Source organism: Leeuwenhoekiella sp. CH_XMU1409-2 (assembly GCF_037029365.1).
Classification (GTDB): domain Bacteria; phylum Bacteroidota; class Bacteroidia; order Flavobacteriales; family Flavobacteriaceae; genus Leeuwenhoekiella; species Leeuwenhoekiella blandensis.
On the sequence record NZ_JAYMEI010000011.1, the window covers coordinates 23,710 to 40,641 of the forward strand.

Genomic DNA, 16,932 nt, shown 5'->3' on the forward strand with positions numbered 1-16,932 from the left:
AAATAAGCACTTATTGTTTGTTTTTAATGGTAACCGGAGTGTCTTGCGTAAGCTTATGATAGCCTGAAGTGATAAGTTGATCTCCTTTTTGTAAACCTTCGGTGATGGCGATGCCATTGTTGTATAGTTTTCCGGTTTTTACAATGCGTCGTTCTGCCTTATTTTCATTGACTACATAGACAAAATTTTCATTCTTTTCGGTTACCGAAACGGTTTCTACAGGAACAATGAAAATTTTAGAGTCCTCTTCTGAAGTTTTTTCCTTTTCGGGAAGTATAACCGTACAGGCCATACCGGGCTTTATTTTTTTGTTTTGATTAGTAATGGTAATTTTTGCGGTATAGCTCGGAGTATTGCTATCTGATTGTACGGATATTTCTGTAACTTCCCCTTCGTATACAGTATCTAAGACCTCTATTTTCACAATAGCTTTATCTCCGGTTTGATATTGATTAACCTGATCGTCTGGAATAGGAATAATGGCTTTAAGCTTATCAATATCAAAAAAATCGACGATGGGTTGCCCGGGTGATGCCAGATCTCCGGTTTCCATCATTTTTTCACCAATATAACCCGTAAAAGGAGCGGTGATACGAGTAAACTTTACATTTTGGTAGCTGGCTTGCGCGGCTGCTTCGGCCTGTTTATAGTTAGATCGAGCTTCTACCATTTTTACTTCAGCAATACTACCTTTGCTATAGACTTCTGCTACACGATTGTAATTGTCTTCTGCCATTTCAGCCTGCGCTCTTCTTGCTTCATATTGTTTTTGATAGGCTGTGCCATCTATTTTGGCAATTAAGCTTCCTTTTTGTACAAAATCGCCCATACTTACCGGAAATTGTTCAATGGTTCCGGATACCTGAAAACTTAGTTTTACGCTTTTATCGGCAGCGATTCTACCGGTGGCAGAAAAATGGACTCCACTGTTTTCTGAAGAAGTCTTGCCTACCATTACGGTTTTAACCTCGATGGGCTGAATTTCCCTTTCTTTTTCTTCTTTTTTACAACTTTGAAATAATAATGTTGCCAAACAACACAAAAGGATGAAATGAAACTTGCGCATATGTTATAATTTTAAATGGTGAGGATTTTAGTTATTGATCGTATTTTAAACCTTTAATAAGAATATTGACAAGCCAATCTATCCTTACAGACATATTTTCTATGATGCCGTAAAGCAGCATTTCTTTTTCTAAACTATTATAGACAGTGACCATAGTCATTGCTAAAAATTGCCTATTTTCCTGATTAATGGGAGCGATTTCTTTTTTATGGATTGCCCACGTGAGTATTTCCTGAAAAATACTATTCTCTATATGCCTTAATTTTATAAATAGGGAATGAGCAATATTGAAGTCTTGCCTGATATCTTCTAGTAGAAAAGTATATTCTTTGGTTTTGTCTATGAGACTTTTGAGTTTAATCTCATTATAGAACCGTAGGTTTTCTTCAATGTTGTTGGATTTTTTAATTTTTGCTTTAGCCGGTTCTATTATAGAAAGATATTCCATCTCGGCCACCTGCTCAAAAACCTCGTGTTTGTTTTTAAAGTAATAGTAGAGTGTACTCCTTCCTTTATTTGCGGCTTTAGCAATATCGTCCATTGTGACTTTATCAAATCCTAATTTTTTAAATACCGCTACGGAAGAATTGATAATGTGCTCTTTAACTAAATCATCTTTCATTCAGCAAAAAATAATATTACGTCTAATTTTAGACAAATATAGTGTTTTTGTCTAAAAATAAAATAATCAAGAGTTGAATTTTTTCTAAATGCCAAAATCAATCTAATGGATCGCTGCTATTGAAGACTGTTAAGTTTTATCAATATAGATCTAAACCAACCTGTGAAAACATTACAAAAAATGCCTGTTAGGTAACGTTATGTAGAAGATTATATCGAAATAGTCTGGTTTTAAAGATTGAAAATTAATAAGCTCCAGGATTCTGCAATAGAACCTGTGTTGTAGGCATCAAATCCCGTATCATTGACCAGTTGCATGGCTGTTTCTATACTGCTTTAACGATCTCCTAATACTGTTAGAACTATTCTTCCCGGCGTTCCGTTCGGCAGGACACCCATTACAAAACTGGGTGCGATACTAGTGCTAAAAGTTTTCACTACCGGCCGGCCAATTTACCTCTCAACCCAAAGGCTGTGTAGTTAACCTTGTTCTAATTCTTCGATCACACCATCTCGGGATGGAAAATAATTGGAGATACCGATCATAGGTATCGCTATCTCCAACTGACTGAACAAATCCTTTGGTAATCCCGTGACTTTCCTGAAAGAGATGCAGAATAACAGGATCTTCTGTCTAAAACTACCTATTCAATTTTGACTGCTTTGACACCTGTTTGACCTGCGAAATCGATCGTATGCGGTCCTCTGGAATTGGTAATTATTATTTGATGTCCCTTTTTGCTAAATTTCTGAGCTGGTGTTTCCTTATCAATCTGCCAACAATTATTCTTATTTGTTTTTATGATTCATTATTCTAGGATCAATACCGTATTGATCTGGCACTCCCAGATTGGCTCGAAATGTTTCCCCTTCATAATCCTCATGGAACAAACCACGCTGCTGAAGAATAGGCACCACTTCATCTACAAAAGCATCGATCCCATCAGCATTCACATCTGGTGTAATCCAAAATCCATCTACAGCGCCTGCTTCAAACCATTCCTGCATATGATCTGCGGCTTCTACACCCGGTCCAACAATCACCGGATGGTAATCAATAACACCATGGGCAATAATATCGCGAAGACTCCAGCCTTCTTTTGCAATTTTTAACGCATGAGCAGACCTAGGATCATAAGGAGACGGGCGTGCATTTGTTAACTGTGCTTGGTTTAGCGGTTCGTTCAATCGATTGATATCAAGAGGAATACCCAGCATACGTTGCAGGTAAGCGACTCTTTCCGGGAAATTACTCTCCGTTAACTGAATCCTGCGATCTAAAGCGGTACGCCTGTCTTTGGCAATCGTGGTCATGAGACCTGCAAAGAATTTGATCTCATCAGGATCACGACTATACCGCTTAGCTGCATCTCTAAACGCTTTGCGTTGAGCCCGCGCATCATCAATGGTGAAGGTAGCGCCAACCACAACATTGGCAAAACGTCCTGCGAGTTCGTGGGCATTAGGGCTACCACCGCCATGAACGATCACAGGCTGTCCTTGCGCTGATGGTGGAACATACAGCGGTCCGCTAGCGCCTACATATTCGCCTTGCAGATTAATGGCATTGATAGCCCCTTTTTTTGTGAATTCGCTATTTTCTTTGTTGTGGACCCAGGCATCCTTTCCCCAGCTTCCCCAAAGTGCCTGCATCAGCTGAATCATCTCATGGGCTCGGCCATAGCGCTCCTCACTCGATGGAATCCTCTTGCCGTAATAAGCTGCGGTATCATCTGTACTCGAGGTAACTGCATTCCACCCTGCCCGGCCGTGGCTCATTACATCCAAAGCTTTGAAATGCCTTGCCAGATTGAACGGTTCGTTAAATGTTGTAGAACCGGTTGCTACCAACCCAATCCGTTTCGTTTCCCGTGCGATGGCGGCCATGGTCATCATCACATCGATATTAGGGCCGGGAGGTTGGGTCTCAATATCTCTTTCGCTGGCCGGCCCATCAGGGAAAAACAGAAAATGCAGTTTACCGCGTTCGGCTGCCTGCGCCTGTTTTACCATGACATCAAAGTTTGTGAAACTTTCCGGGTCTACGCCGGGCATGCGCCAGGCTCCGGGTTGGGAGCCATAGCCATTGCCCAGGTGCATAGCAACCAGTATTTTTTTTGCATTGTTCTGCATATTGGGAACTACATAATATATAAAACCCTGTTTAGGCCTACAAGAAACTTATTGTCTACAGAGCTCATTTCGCCATCTGCCCGCTCTGCGACAGCCGCAACCGCCAGATCTCTACGCTTTGGCAAACGTTCTTTTTCCGCAGTATCAATCAATTCTTCTATTTCGTGCAGAGAAAGATCTGTACAGTAAACAGGGGAACCCGGTTGTTGCCTCCAGGAATCAGCCAGTGAGCCTGCATCGAAAGCATCAAATCCGGTCTCATCCACTAATTGCATCGTGATTTTACGATCCTGGTCACGATCTGCCGCAATAGGAATGGCAATACGATCTGAACTTCCGGCCGGCTTTCCGCTTTCTTCAAAAGAAATATATCCTATGGCATTCCAAGCCTTGGCAATAGGTCTTCCTAATTGTTCGCTTACCCACAAACTTTCTACTTGACCTTCGTCAATAGCGGGGATATTGTTGTCTCGTGACGGATAATAATTAGAGGTATCTATTATGGTTACGTCTTCTGGTACTTCTGCAAGAAGGGGTTTGATCTCCGGAATTCGGTTGAAAGGGATCGATAAGATGATGACATCTTTACCCTTAACCGCTTGCTCAGCGGTAACAGGTTCTGCTCCTGTAACAAGTGCCGCTTGCTCTATAGTTTCTGGGCCTCTTGAATTGGCTACTTCTACTTTATGCCCTGAGTCGGGCAATGTTAGCGCTAAGGTCTTTCCTATATGACCTACTCCTAAAATTCCTATTTTCATATCATTATTATTTTTAAAAGCTTAGTTACAAATTTACTAAAACACACTTTCTTTAGTATAGTACTTTCCTAAAGGAAAGCGTTAATATATTGTTTAAATCAGGTAGCTGAATTAACGCAAGGTGATTAACCACATCCACATTTTGCATAAAGGAAATACTGGATGAACATCAATAAGCACTGCTGCATTTTCATTCATTCCCCGTTTTCAAGCTTTTTAATTGTTAGTTGTACTAAGTTTTACTTCAATGTTATTTCGGGTAGCGTTTGAGTAGGGGCAAACTTGGTGAGCTCGATCCGTAAGCCGTTGTGCTTCTTCGATTGATACGTCTGCGATATTAACTGCCAGTTCTACCGCCAAGCCAAAGGCTCCGTTTTCTGTTGAACCGATAGATACTTTAGCTGTTACAGAAGTTTCACCTGTTTTTACTTTTTCCTGCCGTATAGTATGGTTTAAAGCACTATCAAAACATGCGGCGTAACCCGCAGCAAATAATTGTTCAGGATTGGTGTAATCATCATTGGCACCCCCCATGGCTTTAGGTGCTCTAACCTGAATATCCAACACACCATTATCTGATTTAACATGACCATTTCTGCCACCTGTTGCCGTTGCTTCGGCTGTATACATTGCTTTCATTGTGATTTAATTTAAAATTCTAATTAATTAAGGATTATTTTCTTTTATTACTTTATGTACTAATTTTTCTAAATGAAGGTTTAGGGATTTCCAGATTTCCTCTGAGCTTATCAGATTCATATTCGGTTCGGTATATACCACGCTCCTGTAAAATAGGTACCACTAATTCAATGAAATCCTTCAATCCATGGGGGTGATCCTGGCGGAGTATCAGCATATCTATTGCGCCCTCTTCATACCATTGCTGCACCTGATTGGCCACTTTTTCGGCAGATCCAAAAAACAGTGGACGAGGAAGACTATTATTTGGCTTTAACCGTAGGAGCTCCAGATATTTTTCTTGCGCTTCTTGTTCTGTTCTGCCAACGATAGGGTTTTGTGAGATGGATATGATAAAGTCCTCAGGCTTTCTTCCTTTTTTAATTAATCTTCGCCTGATATCATTTGCGATTCCCACAGCCTCTTCAAGTGTGTTGCCATGAGTAAATACTCCATCTGTATAGGTTGTGGCGTGATCAAATAAGGTTGCTGACATCCCTGCTGTATACAGCACCGGACGCCCTTGTATAGAACGACTAATATTCAAGGGACCTTCCACCGAAAAATACTTCCCGCTATAATCAACTCTATGCATTTTATAGGGATTTAGATACACGCCCCTTTTCTTATCCCTCACAAATGCATCATCCTCATAGGTATCCCATAATCCTAAGAGGATTTCCAAAAATTCTTTTTGCATGGGACTTTGGTCTTGCTTGCCCAAATGCCCACGGCTGAAATTAACCATGCCGCCCGGATTTGAGGTAATGGCATTTAAGGACGCACGCCCCTTACTTATTTTATCTAACGAAAGGATTTGTCTGGCTACGCTATACGGATCGGCATAAGAAGTAGAAACGGTAGCCGAAAGACCTATTTTTTTTGTGTGCATGCTAAGGGCAGACATGAGCGAAACACCTTCGAACATACTCAGGTAATGCGGAATATTCCCCGGACCTACATGACTTACATCGACCAAAAAGAGCGTGTCGAACTTTGCAGATTCTGCCAGCTGAGCCTGTTGGATATAAAAATCAATATTTTCACTAGAATCGGCCGGGATATCGGGATGCTGCCAACCTACAAAATTCCATCCCGGACCATCAATATTGGCTGCCAATTTTAATTTCTTCTTTTTCATCACGAATTATTTTCAGTATTTATTTCTGTCATAACTTCTGCGAATAATCTAATGGATTTCAACCGGTCTTCTAAGACGTATGCTGTAGAGACCGCGATGAGTTCATCCACTTCGGTTTTGCCTAAGAAATCCTGAACCTGGTTTTTCACGGTCTGTTTACTTCCTACAAAAGAATATTTCAGCATTTGATGTAAGGAAGGATGCTTAAACATTCCTATTAGTTCATCCGTCATTGGTGTTGGTGGTTGCAGGGGATCTCTGCCGCCAGTTAAGACCGACATAAACATCCTGATCAAGCTGGTGAACATGCGCTCGGCTTCTTCGTCGGTATCTGCGACATACACATTGATTCCTGCTATTGTATAAGGTTTCTGCAAAAATTCAGAAGGTTGAAATTCCTGTTTATATATTCTCAAGGCATTGTGTAAATGATTGGATGCAAAATGGCTCGCAAAGGCATAAGGCAAGCCCTCTTTTGCGGCTAAATGAGCACTATCTGTACTAGAACCTAGTATATACAGGGGTACATCTGTTCCTTCAGCAATGGTAGCCCGTACAGGTGATTTTTTATTTTCCGGAGCAAAATACTGCTGAATTTTCTTTATTTCTCCTGGAAATGAATGTGCCGCCTGCATAAAATCAGATCGTATAGCTTTGGCAGTTTGAGGATCTGTACCCGGTGCTCGCCCCAAACCTAAATCAATCCGATTCGGATACAAATGCGCCAGCGTACCAAATTGTTCAGCTATAATTAAGGGAGCGTGGTTGGGAAGCATAATCCCTCCTGAACCCACTCTTATACTGTGGGTGTTTTCTGCAATATAGCCCATAAGCAAGGAGGTAGCGCTACTGGCGATATTATCTGAATTATGATCCTCGGCAAACCAAATACGTTTGTAGTTTGAAACTTCCGCTTCTTGTGCAAGCGCCAGTGAATTGTTGAGCGTCTGTTTTATAGAATCTCCTTGCGAAACAACGGCCAGTTCTAAAATGGAATATGCTATTTTTTCTTTCTTCATATATTCTGAAATGCTATTAATCTATACTTACGTAATTCTTTTAATAAACTCCCGATAGCACCTAATCCATAAATTTCAGTTTTATCCGTGAGCTACAGAGTCCTTTTAAATTGCTGTATACGAGCTATTTTACTTTCGTGGCGGTAAATTATTGATCTCACGAGCAATATCTACCGCGTGATCTACAAATCCATCTGGATAATCTCCTGAAATAAGAATTTTAAAATATTCCTCACCAAGATGTTGCATTTTGCCAAATGCAAGCTCCTGATTTTCTTTCAAGGTTTCTCTATTAGCCATTGCTCTTGCTTTGGCAAGCTCAGAAAGGCTAAGATCGGTACAATAGGCTGGCGAACAGGGTTGCTGACGCCAAGAATCTTCAAGTATACCGGCATCCAATGCATCAAAACCCGCATCATCTACTAAACCTAATACGACCTCTTTTGCTTTCTGATCATCAGAAGCTACAGCCAGGGCAATTCTTCCGCTAGCTCCTTTCGGTTTACCTTCCGCAGTCAAACTGTAGGCATTGATATTGCTGAATGTCTTTACAACCGGTCTTCCAAACTGCTCCTGCACCCAGACACTGGCCACCATTCCATTATCAATCGCTTCGATCTTATTATCCCGATGCGGCCAGTAGTTCGTGGTTTCAACAATTATTACATCATCAGCCACCTTTCCTTGTAGTGATTTAGCAAGGTCTGGGATCGCAAAAAGTGGTATAGAAACAACGAGCACCTCTATATCTTTTGTTACCTCCTCCATTTCCACCGCAGATACACCCGCAGAGCGAGCAATAGTATCTATACTAGCTGCTCCCTTAGCATCTCCTAATTTAACCTGATGTCCGGCAGCATTAAATTTTTTCGCAAGTGTCTTGCCGATTAAACCTGCTCCAATTATTCCTATTTTCATCGTTTTTCGCGTTAGTTCAACCTATAAGAGGTTTTATTTCTTCGTGTTTACATACATCGAACTTTACATCAACCTTTGCCAACCAAAAGTTTATCTATAAAGTAGCTTCCTGTATAATTACATTTGCAAAATTAATAAAAACTACTTTCCTTTGTATAGTCCTTTCCTAAAGGAAAGTAAGAAAATAAATCATATGGCTGTAAAAAAAGGATATTATAATTGTCTGGACACGGTAAGGCCCGTGAGGGATACCTTAGAGGTGATCAATGGTAAATGGAAATTACCTATTATTATTTCAATGGGTATTGGTAACGAAAGATTTACGGATATTCAGGATAGTATTGATGGATTAACACCCAAGGTTCTGGCTAAAGAGCTGAAGGATTTGGAACAACACCAACTCATTAAAAGAATTGTCATTGACGATTATCCAGTAAAAATCTCATACAAATTGACTCCTTATGCAGATACCTTAAATCCGATAATTTTTGCACTGAAAGATTGGGGGATTAACCACAAAAAGAAAATATTTAATAAAGAGTAAAAGATTTTCGAAACCACTACACAATAGACTAAAGCAATGACTTAGATCCAGTGTTAATTGTGACTTCGCACGCTTCGGCAAACTCACAAATAATCCATTTATAGAAAGCTTCAATGGGTCTTTCAAGGATGAGTGTTTAAATACAAATTGGTTCTTCTCTTTGGAAGATGCTCAGGAAAAGTTCGATATTTGGAGGGAAGACTATAACGGGTTCAGACCACACAGTTCATTGGGTGACATGTCACCCAATGAGTACATTGAAGTCAATGAAAATAGCCCAGATTCTCTAGTTATGACCAGTACCTAAATATGGGAGGAGGTCAATAGCCCAGATTCTCTAGTTATGACCAGTACCTAAATATGGGAGGAGGTCAATAGCCCAGATTCTCTAGTTATAACTAGAATCTGAATATGGGAAGAGGTCAGTGGTTTACTAATATTATTTGTAAGTCAGGTGATGAGGATAAGGGGAATTATTCAGTTCAAGCTTTTTCAAATTAACGGATCATAAGATTTTCGGAATCAGCAATAGACCTTAGCTTTTTCTCTGGTCTTGTGCCAATTTAATAAACACTGTGTTCTGCGAGATTGATATCAATATCTCTCAATGCATGGATAGAATAAATATATTATTCGCTTTATTATAAAAGCAGCCTACGATAAAAACAGGGGTTAGAAGATTAATGAGGCTGCCAAAATTATTGATATGATTATTATGAAAGTGAAACATCTCCCTCATCCTAATTTTTTCTTTCGAAAAGGCCTTCACAAAAGACAGGTCTTTTTGAAAGAAAAATTAAATCAAATATTACTATTTAGCGCAGCAATAAAAAGACAATACAAAATGCTTGTGAAAGAAAAAGAAACAGGGCTAAGATGACAAGCCAGTTGGGGATCGTTCGCGTATACTTGATCTTGCTTAGCAGTTCCTTGCGATTTTCCTGCTGCGAGATTAGATCCAGTTTTAATTTTCTAAGATGCGAATCGATCATCTTTTCAATTTGAGTGCTATCTGCTTTTATGGAGGTACTTTTAAGACCTTTTTCAATCCGTTCTAAGCGATTGACCTCTTGTTTGAATGAATGTAATTCTTCAACCAGTAGTTCTGATAGGTGTTCTAGTTTAGTCATATTCCAATACCTTTATCGATTACAATTTTTAATACTTTCTTAGCCACAGCTTTGGCCAGGCTTGGCGCAATAGGTATGCTTCCTCCGGATAACACAACAGCTTTGGCGCGGTTGATGGATTTAAGCAAATTACTGGCCGACATCGAACGATGCACTTCACTTCCCTTAATGTTTTGACCTTTGTATTCAAAACGAAACCCCTGCAGCTGTTTGGATTTATTGATCACCGGGATCACGGTAATGTGTTGCTCTTGCATGCGATTGATGTAAGTCTGAAGATCATTAGTAGAACCTTGAAGAACCTGCTGATGGGCTTTATGGATTTCACTTCGCGTCTGTGCTAAGGCTTTGTTTTTTTCAAGTTGAATGTCCTGTACGGTTTGAATACCCATTTGCTTTGCAGTCCGCTCAGCGGCCCACTGACTTTGCTTTCCGATAAAACTATCAGTATAAGCCTTACCCTTTAGATCGATACGATTCACATAGAGATGCACGTGGGTATGTGCTTTGTCCCGATGTACATACGCCACTGCCTGGCGCTCTTGTAATTTCATATGTTGAATAAAGGTTTTAGTGAGTTTCCCTAAATCTTCAGTGTTCATTTGAGCTCCATCGGTTACCGTTGGACTTAGAACAAAACTCAACGTGTTGCGCTCACAATTTTGATTGAGCGCTTGCACGGCTTTAAATTCTTGAGTGATTTCTTCAGCAGTATCACCTACCACTAGATCGCTATATACCAATTCTGCTTGTTTCTCTGGATCATTACCGTAACGCAACGCGCCAAGGGTACTGGATATAGCACTGCCTTTACCAATCATTTGATTATGGTTTTTAAATGTTTCTTGATTTCTTCGGCTACCTGAATGACTTCCTCACTAAGTTTTGGATTACCTTTTTTATACATATTCCCGATACGTTTAAAATTGTTGTGATACTTCACCAGCATTTTATAGGTATGAATATGTTCTTCATTCATCCGCTCGGTGATCTGTTGCTCCAACAAACTTCTTCTGCAAAAAGCACTCAGGCTTAAGCCTGCAGCTTTTGCTTTTACCTGCAGCAATTTTTTCTCATACACGCTGCACCTGAATTTGATAAGTGCTCGTTTCATCGTTTGTTTTTTTCTTTGCAACCACCGGGAGCAAAGCAAGATTGTGGCCACAGCCACACATCTTGCCCTGCTTCCCAGAAATCAGTTTTAAAAGGTTTTCATCAGCCAGGCATTAAGGTCTTTTTCCGCTTTATAGAAACAGGATTTATCAATACACGTAGCAGTAGTGTTCAGAAAGAATGAGGTTGTTTTTCTTCCGACTTTATCCTGATCGAGATACAATTCAACAGTAGTGCAGGTGTCAAAATAGGGAAGTGCTTTTTCTGCAAAAGCAATGGAGTTTAAAATCAGAAAATCAGCTTCCCCTTTTAAGTTTGGAAAAAGTGTAACTAGAGATAGCAGATCAAATATTCCCTCTATGACAATTAGTTTTTGAGATCCATTAGTGATACACCGCAAGTCCTTTGGTGAGCTTGATGCTTTAAAATATTTGTTTCTAAGTTCCCATCCTCCGGAATTGTTTTTAAGACCAATTGAAAAAACGTACTTCTCCTTTATTGTATAATGCACTTCTTTGCAAACCCCCTGCGCTACAACCGGACTAATTTTTCGACTTTTCAGATAGGCTAATAATGCCGGATGTTGAATCGGTTTTACCTGTCTGATTACAATTCCAGATTCGTTTAATTTCGGTAGTTGTAGTTTCGGAAGCGCATAGTTTCCGGTATTGACTTGAGCTAAAATTGCTAAAGCTTCACGTACAGCTATATTCTGAAGCTCACAAATAAGATCGATGCAATTGCCGCCTTTACCCAGTCCGTGATCGTACCAGCAGTTTAAAGATTTAGAGACTTTAAAGGAGGCTTGGGTTTCTGACCGCAGGGGACTCAGAAACCAAGCTTCCTTTTCCGTATTGCGAGTGGGAAGGTGCCCTAAAAATTCCAGCGCCTTAACGATGGATATTTTTCGGGCTTGTTCACACGATAGTTTTTCTTTTTTCATCTGAAAATAGTTTAAAAATCCCAAAACATCCTACCATCTTACCCATCCCAGTAAACACGGGGCTTGGTGACCTGGGTAGGTTATTTTTTTATCCTACCCATCCTACCACATTGTTGTGGTAAGATGGGTAAGGTTGTGGTAAGATGATTTAAAAAGATCCTACCACAAATGAGCCTAATGTTTATAGGGTCTTAGAAGATTTGTGGTAGAATGGTAAGAGGATTTACTCTTTTTTCTTTCATTAGCCTAATTCATAGGGTGATTCTATAAACTTTCGTTTTGCTAAATAGCCATAAATTCTACGTTTGGGATGTTTGATCTTTTGAAAACCAAAGCCTGAAAGTGCTCGCCCCAGATTGATCTGGCTGATGCGTATATTCAGACAGTTCAGGCTTACCATAATATCTGTGGCTGTTACAAAATCCTTTTGATCTGTAGACTTTTCGTAGTATCTCGCAATGAGTTCTTGCTCGGTAGTCATCTTAGTATACTTTTGATTTCGCTCCTCATTTTCATTGACATCCTGCACGGTTAGTTCGGGATTGAAGTCTGGATCATTATATGCTAAATAATAGGCCTGACTCCAAACATCAGCAATAGCTACTTCTTTTTTATAGCTGAAGTCAATAGGTCCCATTAATTCAAAACACAGCCAGCGTACTGAACCGGTTTCATCATTTAAAAAGGAAGACATATTGGTAGACCCCATAAAGGAGCATATGCGAGGAAGTATTGTATTCTTCCGATCATAGGGCAAACGCTCATTGATAAAGGTTTTTGAGAAAAATGCTTTAAGCGCATTCACATCATTTTTTGAAAGGACCGCTAGTTCATCCAGATTGTAGAGGAAATTTCTACAGAGCTGAATACGCGCATCTTTATCACTATTGATATCTTCAGCCATATATTCTGCCAATTCCGGCGGGCAGAGATAGCGGCACCAGGTTGATTTACCAGAGCTTTGACCACTATGACTGATAATTAGCGCTTGCTTATTGAAGTAAGCAGGCTCCAAAGCACATTTAATCGCTCTTACCAGCCATTTTTTAAAGTGATACACAAACACCTCGTGCTCATAAAGAGGAACAAATGAAGCGAGCTTCTCTATGTGATCCTGACCGTCCCAGCTCGCAAGTGATTCAAAATATTCGCGTATTGGATTATACTTATCAATAAGCTCTGATTTAATCAAGATCTCAAGCTTTGAGGTACTGATGTCAATCCCGGCTTTAGTCAGTTCAATAATAAGCGAATTCAGATTCAGATAGCTCCATTGCTTTTTCTTTTTCAGTGATATCTGAAAATCGTGAGAAATCTCATTGTAAAGTATATCGTATTTCTCAAACAGGTATTCAATTGCATAATCGTAAACCGTCTTTTTCTTAGGATCTGAAACTTGATAGAGTTTATCATTTTTCATAGCTCTTGTTTTATAGTTCTATGAAATTTTTGATCCTTTGGAATGACTCCAAGTTGATTCCTTCGAATTGCCCTTTGAAAACGTTTTGTTTTGCAATAACCACCGCTCGAGTTCTTCCCGCTCAAAATAGATGAGCTTACCATTTGGTTTGCTATGCGGGATGGTCCCTGTAGAAGTTAATTTATAAAGATAGCTTCTTGAAATTCCTGCATAGTCGCATGCTTCCTCAAGGGTTAGTACTTTCTTTTTTGCAAGTAAAAGCGATTCGATTCGCTCGAGTCTTTCGTCTAATTGAATAATGTTCATCGTATTCTTTTTTAAGGTGAATAGTGAACAAAGCGCTTTGTTTGATTAAGTAGAATTCTTGAATTAAAAGTAGGAAAGTGAAAACGTAATTGCTCCTTTTGAAGTAAAGAGTTATTTACAATACCCTTGTCTTTAGATTCTTATATTTTTTGTTTTCATCTGATAAGGTTTGATTTCATTTAGTATTAAATGAAATCTAGAGTAACTTTACTGGATACGTTTTCAGAGAGTTATGAACATTTATTTACGACTTCTATCTTACAGAGCAACACAAAAAAGTTTAGAAATCGTAATGCTTTATTGTGTGTTAGACTCCTTCTTTGATTTTTGTGCGGCTAGTTTTTCTTTTAAAATATTCATATCATCGCTAATTTTTCGATCAACAATTTTTGCATAGTGCTGCGTTGTACGCAATGATTGATGACCTAACATTCTACTTACAGTCTCGATGGGCACTCCATTAGTTAGTGTTACTGTGGTAGCAAAGGTATGCCTTGCCAGATGCGTAGTAAGTGGTTTGGAAATATCACACATAATGGCAATTTCCTTCAGAAAGGCATTGGATTTTTGATTACTTAGTACGGGGATCACGCGTTCACTTTCCTCAACCTGAGGATGATTTTCATAACGAGCTAGAATCTGTTCTGCTACAGGGAGGAGTGGGATGCTACTTCTGGAGCCTGTTTTGGTACGGTGAATACGTATCCATTTACTACCATCTATTCCAATTGTGATGTCAGATTTAGATAATTTCTCAACATCAGAATAAGCCAAACCGGTATAACAGGAAAAAACAAACATATCCCTAACCAAGATCAGACGTTCAAAATGTAGCTCTTTTTCCCACAATGCATCAATTTCTTCCTGTGTAAGAAACTCTCGTTCTACAGGTTCAAATTTTACTTTGTAGTTTATAAAAGGATCATGACTTATCCATTTATTAGCTAAAGCAATACGGACAATCTTTTTAAAATTGTTGACATATTTTAAAGCGGAATTATGATTACAATTTCTCTTGGTTTTAAGAAAATGTTCGAATTTAATTATAAAGTTATGGTCAATGTCTCTAAGCCTATAATCCTCTTCATCGTATTCTTCGTTAATGAATTGTTGAACGTGATTATGGCAAGTCCAATAGCGCTGTGCAGAAGAAGCAGAAATGTCTTTTCCAATTAATTGATCTATTTTCTCATTATGTTCTTTAAATACTTCCAGTGCCAATTTATTTTGTTGATTTTCTCCTTTTAATTCTTTAAGTAATGAATTGACGGTAATATGTTTATCGTGTTCAATAAAAGTTTGGTGTATTTGATTGAGCTTATGCCTCAAATTACTAATGTGTGTATTTATTTCTACAGCTTCACGGCTATTGCCCATTGCTTTTTCTTGACGTGAATTCCATTTTCTAGGATCAACTCTTCTAGAAATACTATGCTCTTTTCGTTTTCCGTCAACAGTCAATCGAAGATAAATTGGAGCTAGACCTCTTTTATTAACCTTCCTTTTAATAAGATGAAATAGTGCGTAATAATTATTTTTCATGACTTCAATTTTATGTAACTCCCGAACCTTCGTGGCAGGTAGGATATGAACCTTGAAGTCAAATTAGTAAATGATTTTTTAGGGTCAAAAAACTTTAACTTTTGTAAAAAACTAAAAAAGAGGGTGTTATGAGCTTGGCGAGACCCCCTAAGCTCAATATTGGCGGGACCTGCCTAAAGGGTCCCGATTTTTTTGCATTTAATCGATAATATATGATATTAAATAAAATTAAAAACCCTGTAAATCAATAATTTACAGGGTTTTTGAATGAGTTTGAAACTCAAAAAGTGGAGTCGGGCGGGTTCGAACCGCCGTCCAAACAGGCAACTCAATAGCTTTCTACACGTTTATTTGCCAATTGTTTTTCGTGCAACAGCCGGTCGGCAACTACCAACTGCTACCTTATTCTCGATTAAAGTTCACCTACTCATCAAGACCCTGAGCAGGCTATGTTTACTTTTTCGGTGCCTCTTAGCGAAACGCCGTAAACCAAGGCTTTTCAGAGGCATCATGGTCTCACACCTTGTGTGAGATTAAGATAACCGTACTATAATTCGGGTTATGCAGCCATGGCGTAGTTATTCTCGCCGTTTAAAAAGTGTGAAACCTGAGATTTACGAGCTATGTCCCAGCGCTCGACGTGCTTACCATTCAATTAGACCCGCTGTCAAAACCAAATCGACCCCATTGATGATAATCCTCAAAATTTGAGGGCAGCAAAGGTATTATTTTTTATTGATTTGCGCATCATCGTTTAGTGCCTTTACATTAATATTAGGCTTTCCATAGACATTGATAACCGCTTTATCTTGTGCATAGACCGATAAACTTTCATCAGCACTCACTGCGGCAGCAGAACGATCACTTAACGTGACTGCAGCATTTTCTACATCAAAATCATCTCCTTTATAATCGGCTTTGCCGGTAAGGGCTAGATTTAATTCGTTTGTTTTACCACGCGGATTAAATTCAGACGAACCACTCATCGTGAATTCGGCGATTTGCGTGTTTATTTTTCCTTTAACATCGGTGCGGTCGCTCATTTTCAAAGCAAGCTTTTCACTTTTAATATTCAATTGTCCGCTGGCGTTTTCGCGTAAATTGATACGCGCATTCGTAGCGGTAAGATTGGCGTCAATTCGTGATGAAGCGCCGGCGGTTACCGAAAAATCAGGCACTTCAAGTTGTCCCGGCGTTTCAAGTTTGCTGTCGTTCTTAAGAATTATGTGTTGCGGATTTTGAAGCTTGAGGTATACAGACAGTTCCTTGGCGCTGGTGACTTCCATATTGGTGCTGATGGTAAGTACACTATCAACTACTTTAAAATCAACCACGCTCACCAGATTACGGTCGGTCGTAAGAATATAATCATTGCTTCGGGCTTGCACCAGTTCGACTTCGATAGCATCGTCTACACTTATGGTGTTGATCCCGGTTTGTAAGCTTCCGTTTACGGAAATCACATCGCGATCCCCTTTAATTTTTTCTTTCTGCGTTCCACAAGAACTTGCGATAAAGGCAATTAGAATGCCCATACCCAACATTTTTTTCATAGTATTTTCTTTTCTTTTAATATAGCGAAAATGCCAGGCAAGATTAG

At 39.4% G+C, this 16,932-nt stretch carries 17 protein-coding genes, 1 other RNA gene and 1 pseudogene; 2 read left to right on the forward strand and 17 right to left on the reverse strand.

From position 1 onward, the window contains the following. Positions 1 to 10: 10 nt before the first annotated feature. The 8 genes from WA338_RS12290 to WA338_RS12325 form a co-directional block, all read right to left on the reverse strand. Positions 11 to 1,066 (reverse strand): efflux RND transporter periplasmic adaptor subunit, encoded by a 1,056-nt coding sequence (locus WA338_RS12290; protein ID WP_225598953.1) that lies wholly within the window; start codon positions 1,064 to 1,066, stop codon positions 11 to 13. Positions 1,067 to 1,097: 31 nt separating this feature from the next. Further along, the gene (locus tag WA338_RS12295; RefSeq protein ID WP_225598952.1) at positions 1,098 to 1,688 is read right to left on the reverse strand and encodes a TetR/AcrR family transcriptional regulator; all 591 of its coding nucleotides are present in this window, start codon (positions 1,686 to 1,688) and stop codon (positions 1,098 to 1,100) included. A 788-nt stretch (positions 1,689 to 2,476) separates the two neighbouring features. After that, positions 2,477 to 3,820, reverse strand: coding sequence for an NtaA/DmoA family FMN-dependent monooxygenase (locus tag WA338_RS12300; protein ID WP_009780923.1), 1,344 nt, complete (start codon positions 3,818 to 3,820; stop codon positions 2,477 to 2,479). 8 nt (positions 3,821 to 3,828) lie between these two features. After that, the gene (locus WA338_RS12305; RefSeq protein ID WP_009780922.1) at positions 3,829 to 4,578 is read right to left on the reverse strand and encodes an NADPH-dependent F420 reductase; all 750 of its coding nucleotides are present in this window, start codon (positions 4,576 to 4,578) and stop codon (positions 3,829 to 3,831) included. 216 nt (positions 4,579 to 4,794) lie between these two features. After that, positions 4,795 to 5,217 carry an organic hydroperoxide resistance protein gene (locus WA338_RS12310; RefSeq protein ID WP_009780921.1) on the reverse strand — a complete coding sequence of 141 codons (423 nt, stop codon included), beginning with the start codon at positions 5,215 to 5,217 and terminating at the stop codon, positions 4,795 to 4,797. Between the two features lie 52 nt (positions 5,218 to 5,269). After that, the gene (locus tag WA338_RS12315) at positions 5,270 to 6,397 is read right to left on the reverse strand and encodes an LLM class flavin-dependent oxidoreductase (RefSeq protein WP_009780920.1); all 1,128 of its coding nucleotides are present in this window, start codon (positions 6,395 to 6,397) and stop codon (positions 5,270 to 5,272) included. Beyond that, on the reverse strand, positions 6,397 to 7,416 hold the full coding sequence (locus WA338_RS12320) for an LLM class flavin-dependent oxidoreductase (RefSeq protein ID WP_272987449.1): 1,020 nt from the start codon (positions 7,414 to 7,416) through the stop codon (positions 6,397 to 6,399). Before WA338_RS12320 ends, WA338_RS12315 begins: the two co-directional genes overlap by 1 nt. A 129-nt stretch (positions 7,417 to 7,545) precedes the next feature. Beyond that, complete coding sequence (locus WA338_RS12325) at positions 7,546 to 8,334, reverse strand: NADPH-dependent F420 reductase (RefSeq protein WP_009780918.1); 789 nt, start codon at positions 8,332 to 8,334, stop codon at positions 7,546 to 7,548. A 193-nt stretch (positions 8,335 to 8,527) separates the two neighbouring features. Here WA338_RS12325 and WA338_RS12330 point away from each other — a divergent pair, with 193 nt between their 5' ends. Further along, positions 8,528 to 8,878 carry a winged helix-turn-helix transcriptional regulator gene (locus tag WA338_RS12330; RefSeq protein ID WP_040533575.1) on the forward strand — a complete coding sequence of 117 codons (351 nt, stop codon included), beginning with the start codon at positions 8,528 to 8,530 and terminating at the stop codon, positions 8,876 to 8,878. Positions 8,879 to 8,924: 46 nt separating this feature from the next. Further along, a pseudogene (locus tag WA338_RS12335) lies at positions 8,925 to 9,185 on the forward strand (integrase core domain-containing protein); the annotation flags it as partial. 508 nt (positions 9,186 to 9,693) lie between these two features. On the opposite strand, the gene WA338_RS12340 reads toward WA338_RS12335, so the two are convergent. From WA338_RS12340 to WA338_RS12380, 9 genes are all read right to left on the reverse strand, one after another. Then, positions 9,694 to 10,008 carry a DUF6730 family protein gene (locus tag WA338_RS12340; protein ID WP_272985624.1) on the reverse strand — a complete coding sequence of 105 codons (315 nt, stop codon included), beginning with the start codon at positions 10,006 to 10,008 and terminating at the stop codon, positions 9,694 to 9,696. Continuing rightward, entirely contained in the window at positions 10,005 to 10,829 is an 825-nt protein-coding gene (locus tag WA338_RS12345) for a relaxase/mobilization nuclease domain-containing protein (protein WP_272985626.1), read from the reverse strand. Before WA338_RS12345 ends, WA338_RS12340 begins: the two co-directional genes overlap by 4 nt. Further along, positions 10,826 to 11,122, reverse strand: coding sequence for a mobilization protein MbpA (gene mbpA, locus WA338_RS12350; RefSeq protein WP_009780914.1), 297 nt, complete (start codon positions 11,120 to 11,122; stop codon positions 10,826 to 10,828). Before mbpA ends, WA338_RS12345 begins: the two co-directional genes overlap by 4 nt. A gap of 87 nt (positions 11,123 to 11,209) precedes the next feature. Next, positions 11,210 to 12,064 (reverse strand): toprim domain-containing protein, encoded by an 855-nt coding sequence (locus WA338_RS12355; RefSeq protein WP_272985627.1) that lies wholly within the window; start codon positions 12,062 to 12,064, stop codon positions 11,210 to 11,212. A 241-nt stretch (positions 12,065 to 12,305) separates the two neighbouring features. Continuing rightward, positions 12,306 to 13,484 (reverse strand): VapE domain-containing protein, encoded by a 1,179-nt coding sequence (locus WA338_RS12360; protein WP_272985629.1) that lies wholly within the window; start codon positions 13,482 to 13,484, stop codon positions 12,306 to 12,308. Between the two features lie 18 nt (positions 13,485 to 13,502). Beyond that, the gene (locus WA338_RS12365) at positions 13,503 to 13,790 is read right to left on the reverse strand and encodes a helix-turn-helix domain-containing protein (RefSeq protein WP_009780911.1); all 288 of its coding nucleotides are present in this window, start codon (positions 13,788 to 13,790) and stop codon (positions 13,503 to 13,505) included. Between the two features lie 297 nt (positions 13,791 to 14,087). Further along, the gene (locus WA338_RS12370; RefSeq protein ID WP_009780910.1) at positions 14,088 to 15,332 is read right to left on the reverse strand and encodes a site-specific integrase; all 1,245 of its coding nucleotides are present in this window, start codon (positions 15,330 to 15,332) and stop codon (positions 14,088 to 14,090) included. 285 nt (positions 15,333 to 15,617) lie between these two features. After that, positions 15,618 to 16,018: a transfer-messenger RNA gene (gene ssrA / locus WA338_RS12375) on the reverse strand. Positions 16,019 to 16,057: 39 nt separating this feature from the next. After that, entirely contained in the window at positions 16,058 to 16,885 is an 828-nt protein-coding gene (locus WA338_RS12380) for a GIN domain-containing protein (RefSeq protein WP_272985630.1), read from the reverse strand. Positions 16,886 to 16,932 lie beyond the last annotated feature (47 nt).

What these genes read in the sequence shown, in the direction of transcription:
- WA338_RS12300 (WP_009780923.1), bottom strand. Translation starts at nt 3,820, where the DNA reads ATGCAGAACAATGCAAAAAAAATACTGGTTGCTATGCACCTGGGCAAT.
- WA338_RS12380 (WP_272985630.1), bottom strand. Translation starts at nt 16,885, where the DNA reads ATGAAAAAAATGTTGGGTATGGGCATTCTAATTGCCTTTATCGCAAGT.
- WA338_RS12365 (WP_009780911.1), bottom strand. Translation starts at nt 13,790, where the DNA reads ATGAACATTATTCAATTAGACGAAAGACTCGAGCGAATCGAATCGCTT.
- WA338_RS12345 (WP_272985626.1), bottom strand. Translation starts at nt 10,829, where the DNA reads ATGATTGGTAAAGGCAGTGCTATATCCAGTACCCTTGGCGCGTTGCGT.
- WA338_RS12320 (WP_272987449.1), bottom strand. Translation starts at nt 7,416, where the DNA reads ATGAAGAAAGAAAAAATAGCATATTCCATTTTAGAACTGGCCGTTGTT.
- mbpA (WP_009780914.1), bottom strand. Translation starts at nt 11,122, where the DNA reads ATGAAACGAGCACTTATCAAATTCAGGTGCAGCGTGTATGAGAAAAAA.
- WA338_RS12330 (WP_040533575.1), top strand. Translation starts at nt 8,528, where the DNA reads ATGGCTGTAAAAAAAGGATATTATAATTGTCTGGACACGGTAAGGCCC.
- WA338_RS12340 (WP_272985624.1), bottom strand. Translation starts at nt 10,008, where the DNA reads ATGACTAAACTAGAACACCTATCAGAACTACTGGTTGAAGAATTACAT.
- WA338_RS12355 (WP_272985627.1), bottom strand. Translation starts at nt 12,064, where the DNA reads ATGAAAAAAGAAAAACTATCGTGTGAACAAGCCCGAAAAATATCCATC.
- WA338_RS12310 (WP_009780921.1), bottom strand. Translation starts at nt 5,217, where the DNA reads ATGAAAGCAATGTATACAGCCGAAGCAACGGCAACAGGTGGCAGAAAT.
- WA338_RS12295 (WP_225598952.1), bottom strand. Translation starts at nt 1,688, where the DNA reads ATGAAAGATGATTTAGTTAAAGAGCACATTATCAATTCTTCCGTAGCG.
- WA338_RS12360 (WP_272985629.1), bottom strand. Translation starts at nt 13,484, where the DNA reads ATGAAAAATGATAAACTCTATCAAGTTTCAGATCCTAAGAAAAAGACG.
- WA338_RS12305 (WP_009780922.1), bottom strand. Translation starts at nt 4,578, where the DNA reads ATGAAAATAGGAATTTTAGGAGTAGGTCATATAGGAAAGACCTTAGCG.
- WA338_RS12370 (WP_009780910.1), bottom strand. Translation starts at nt 15,332, where the DNA reads ATGAAAAATAATTATTACGCACTATTTCATCTTATTAAAAGGAAGGTT.
- WA338_RS12290 (WP_225598953.1), bottom strand. Translation starts at nt 1,066, where the DNA reads ATGCGCAAGTTTCATTTCATCCTTTTGTGTTGTTTGGCAACATTATTA.
- WA338_RS12325 (WP_009780918.1), bottom strand. Translation starts at nt 8,334, where the DNA reads ATGAAAATAGGAATAATTGGAGCAGGTTTAATCGGCAAGACACTTGCG.
- WA338_RS12315 (WP_009780920.1), bottom strand. Translation starts at nt 6,397, where the DNA reads ATGAAAAAGAAGAAATTAAAATTGGCAGCCAATATTGATGGTCCGGGA.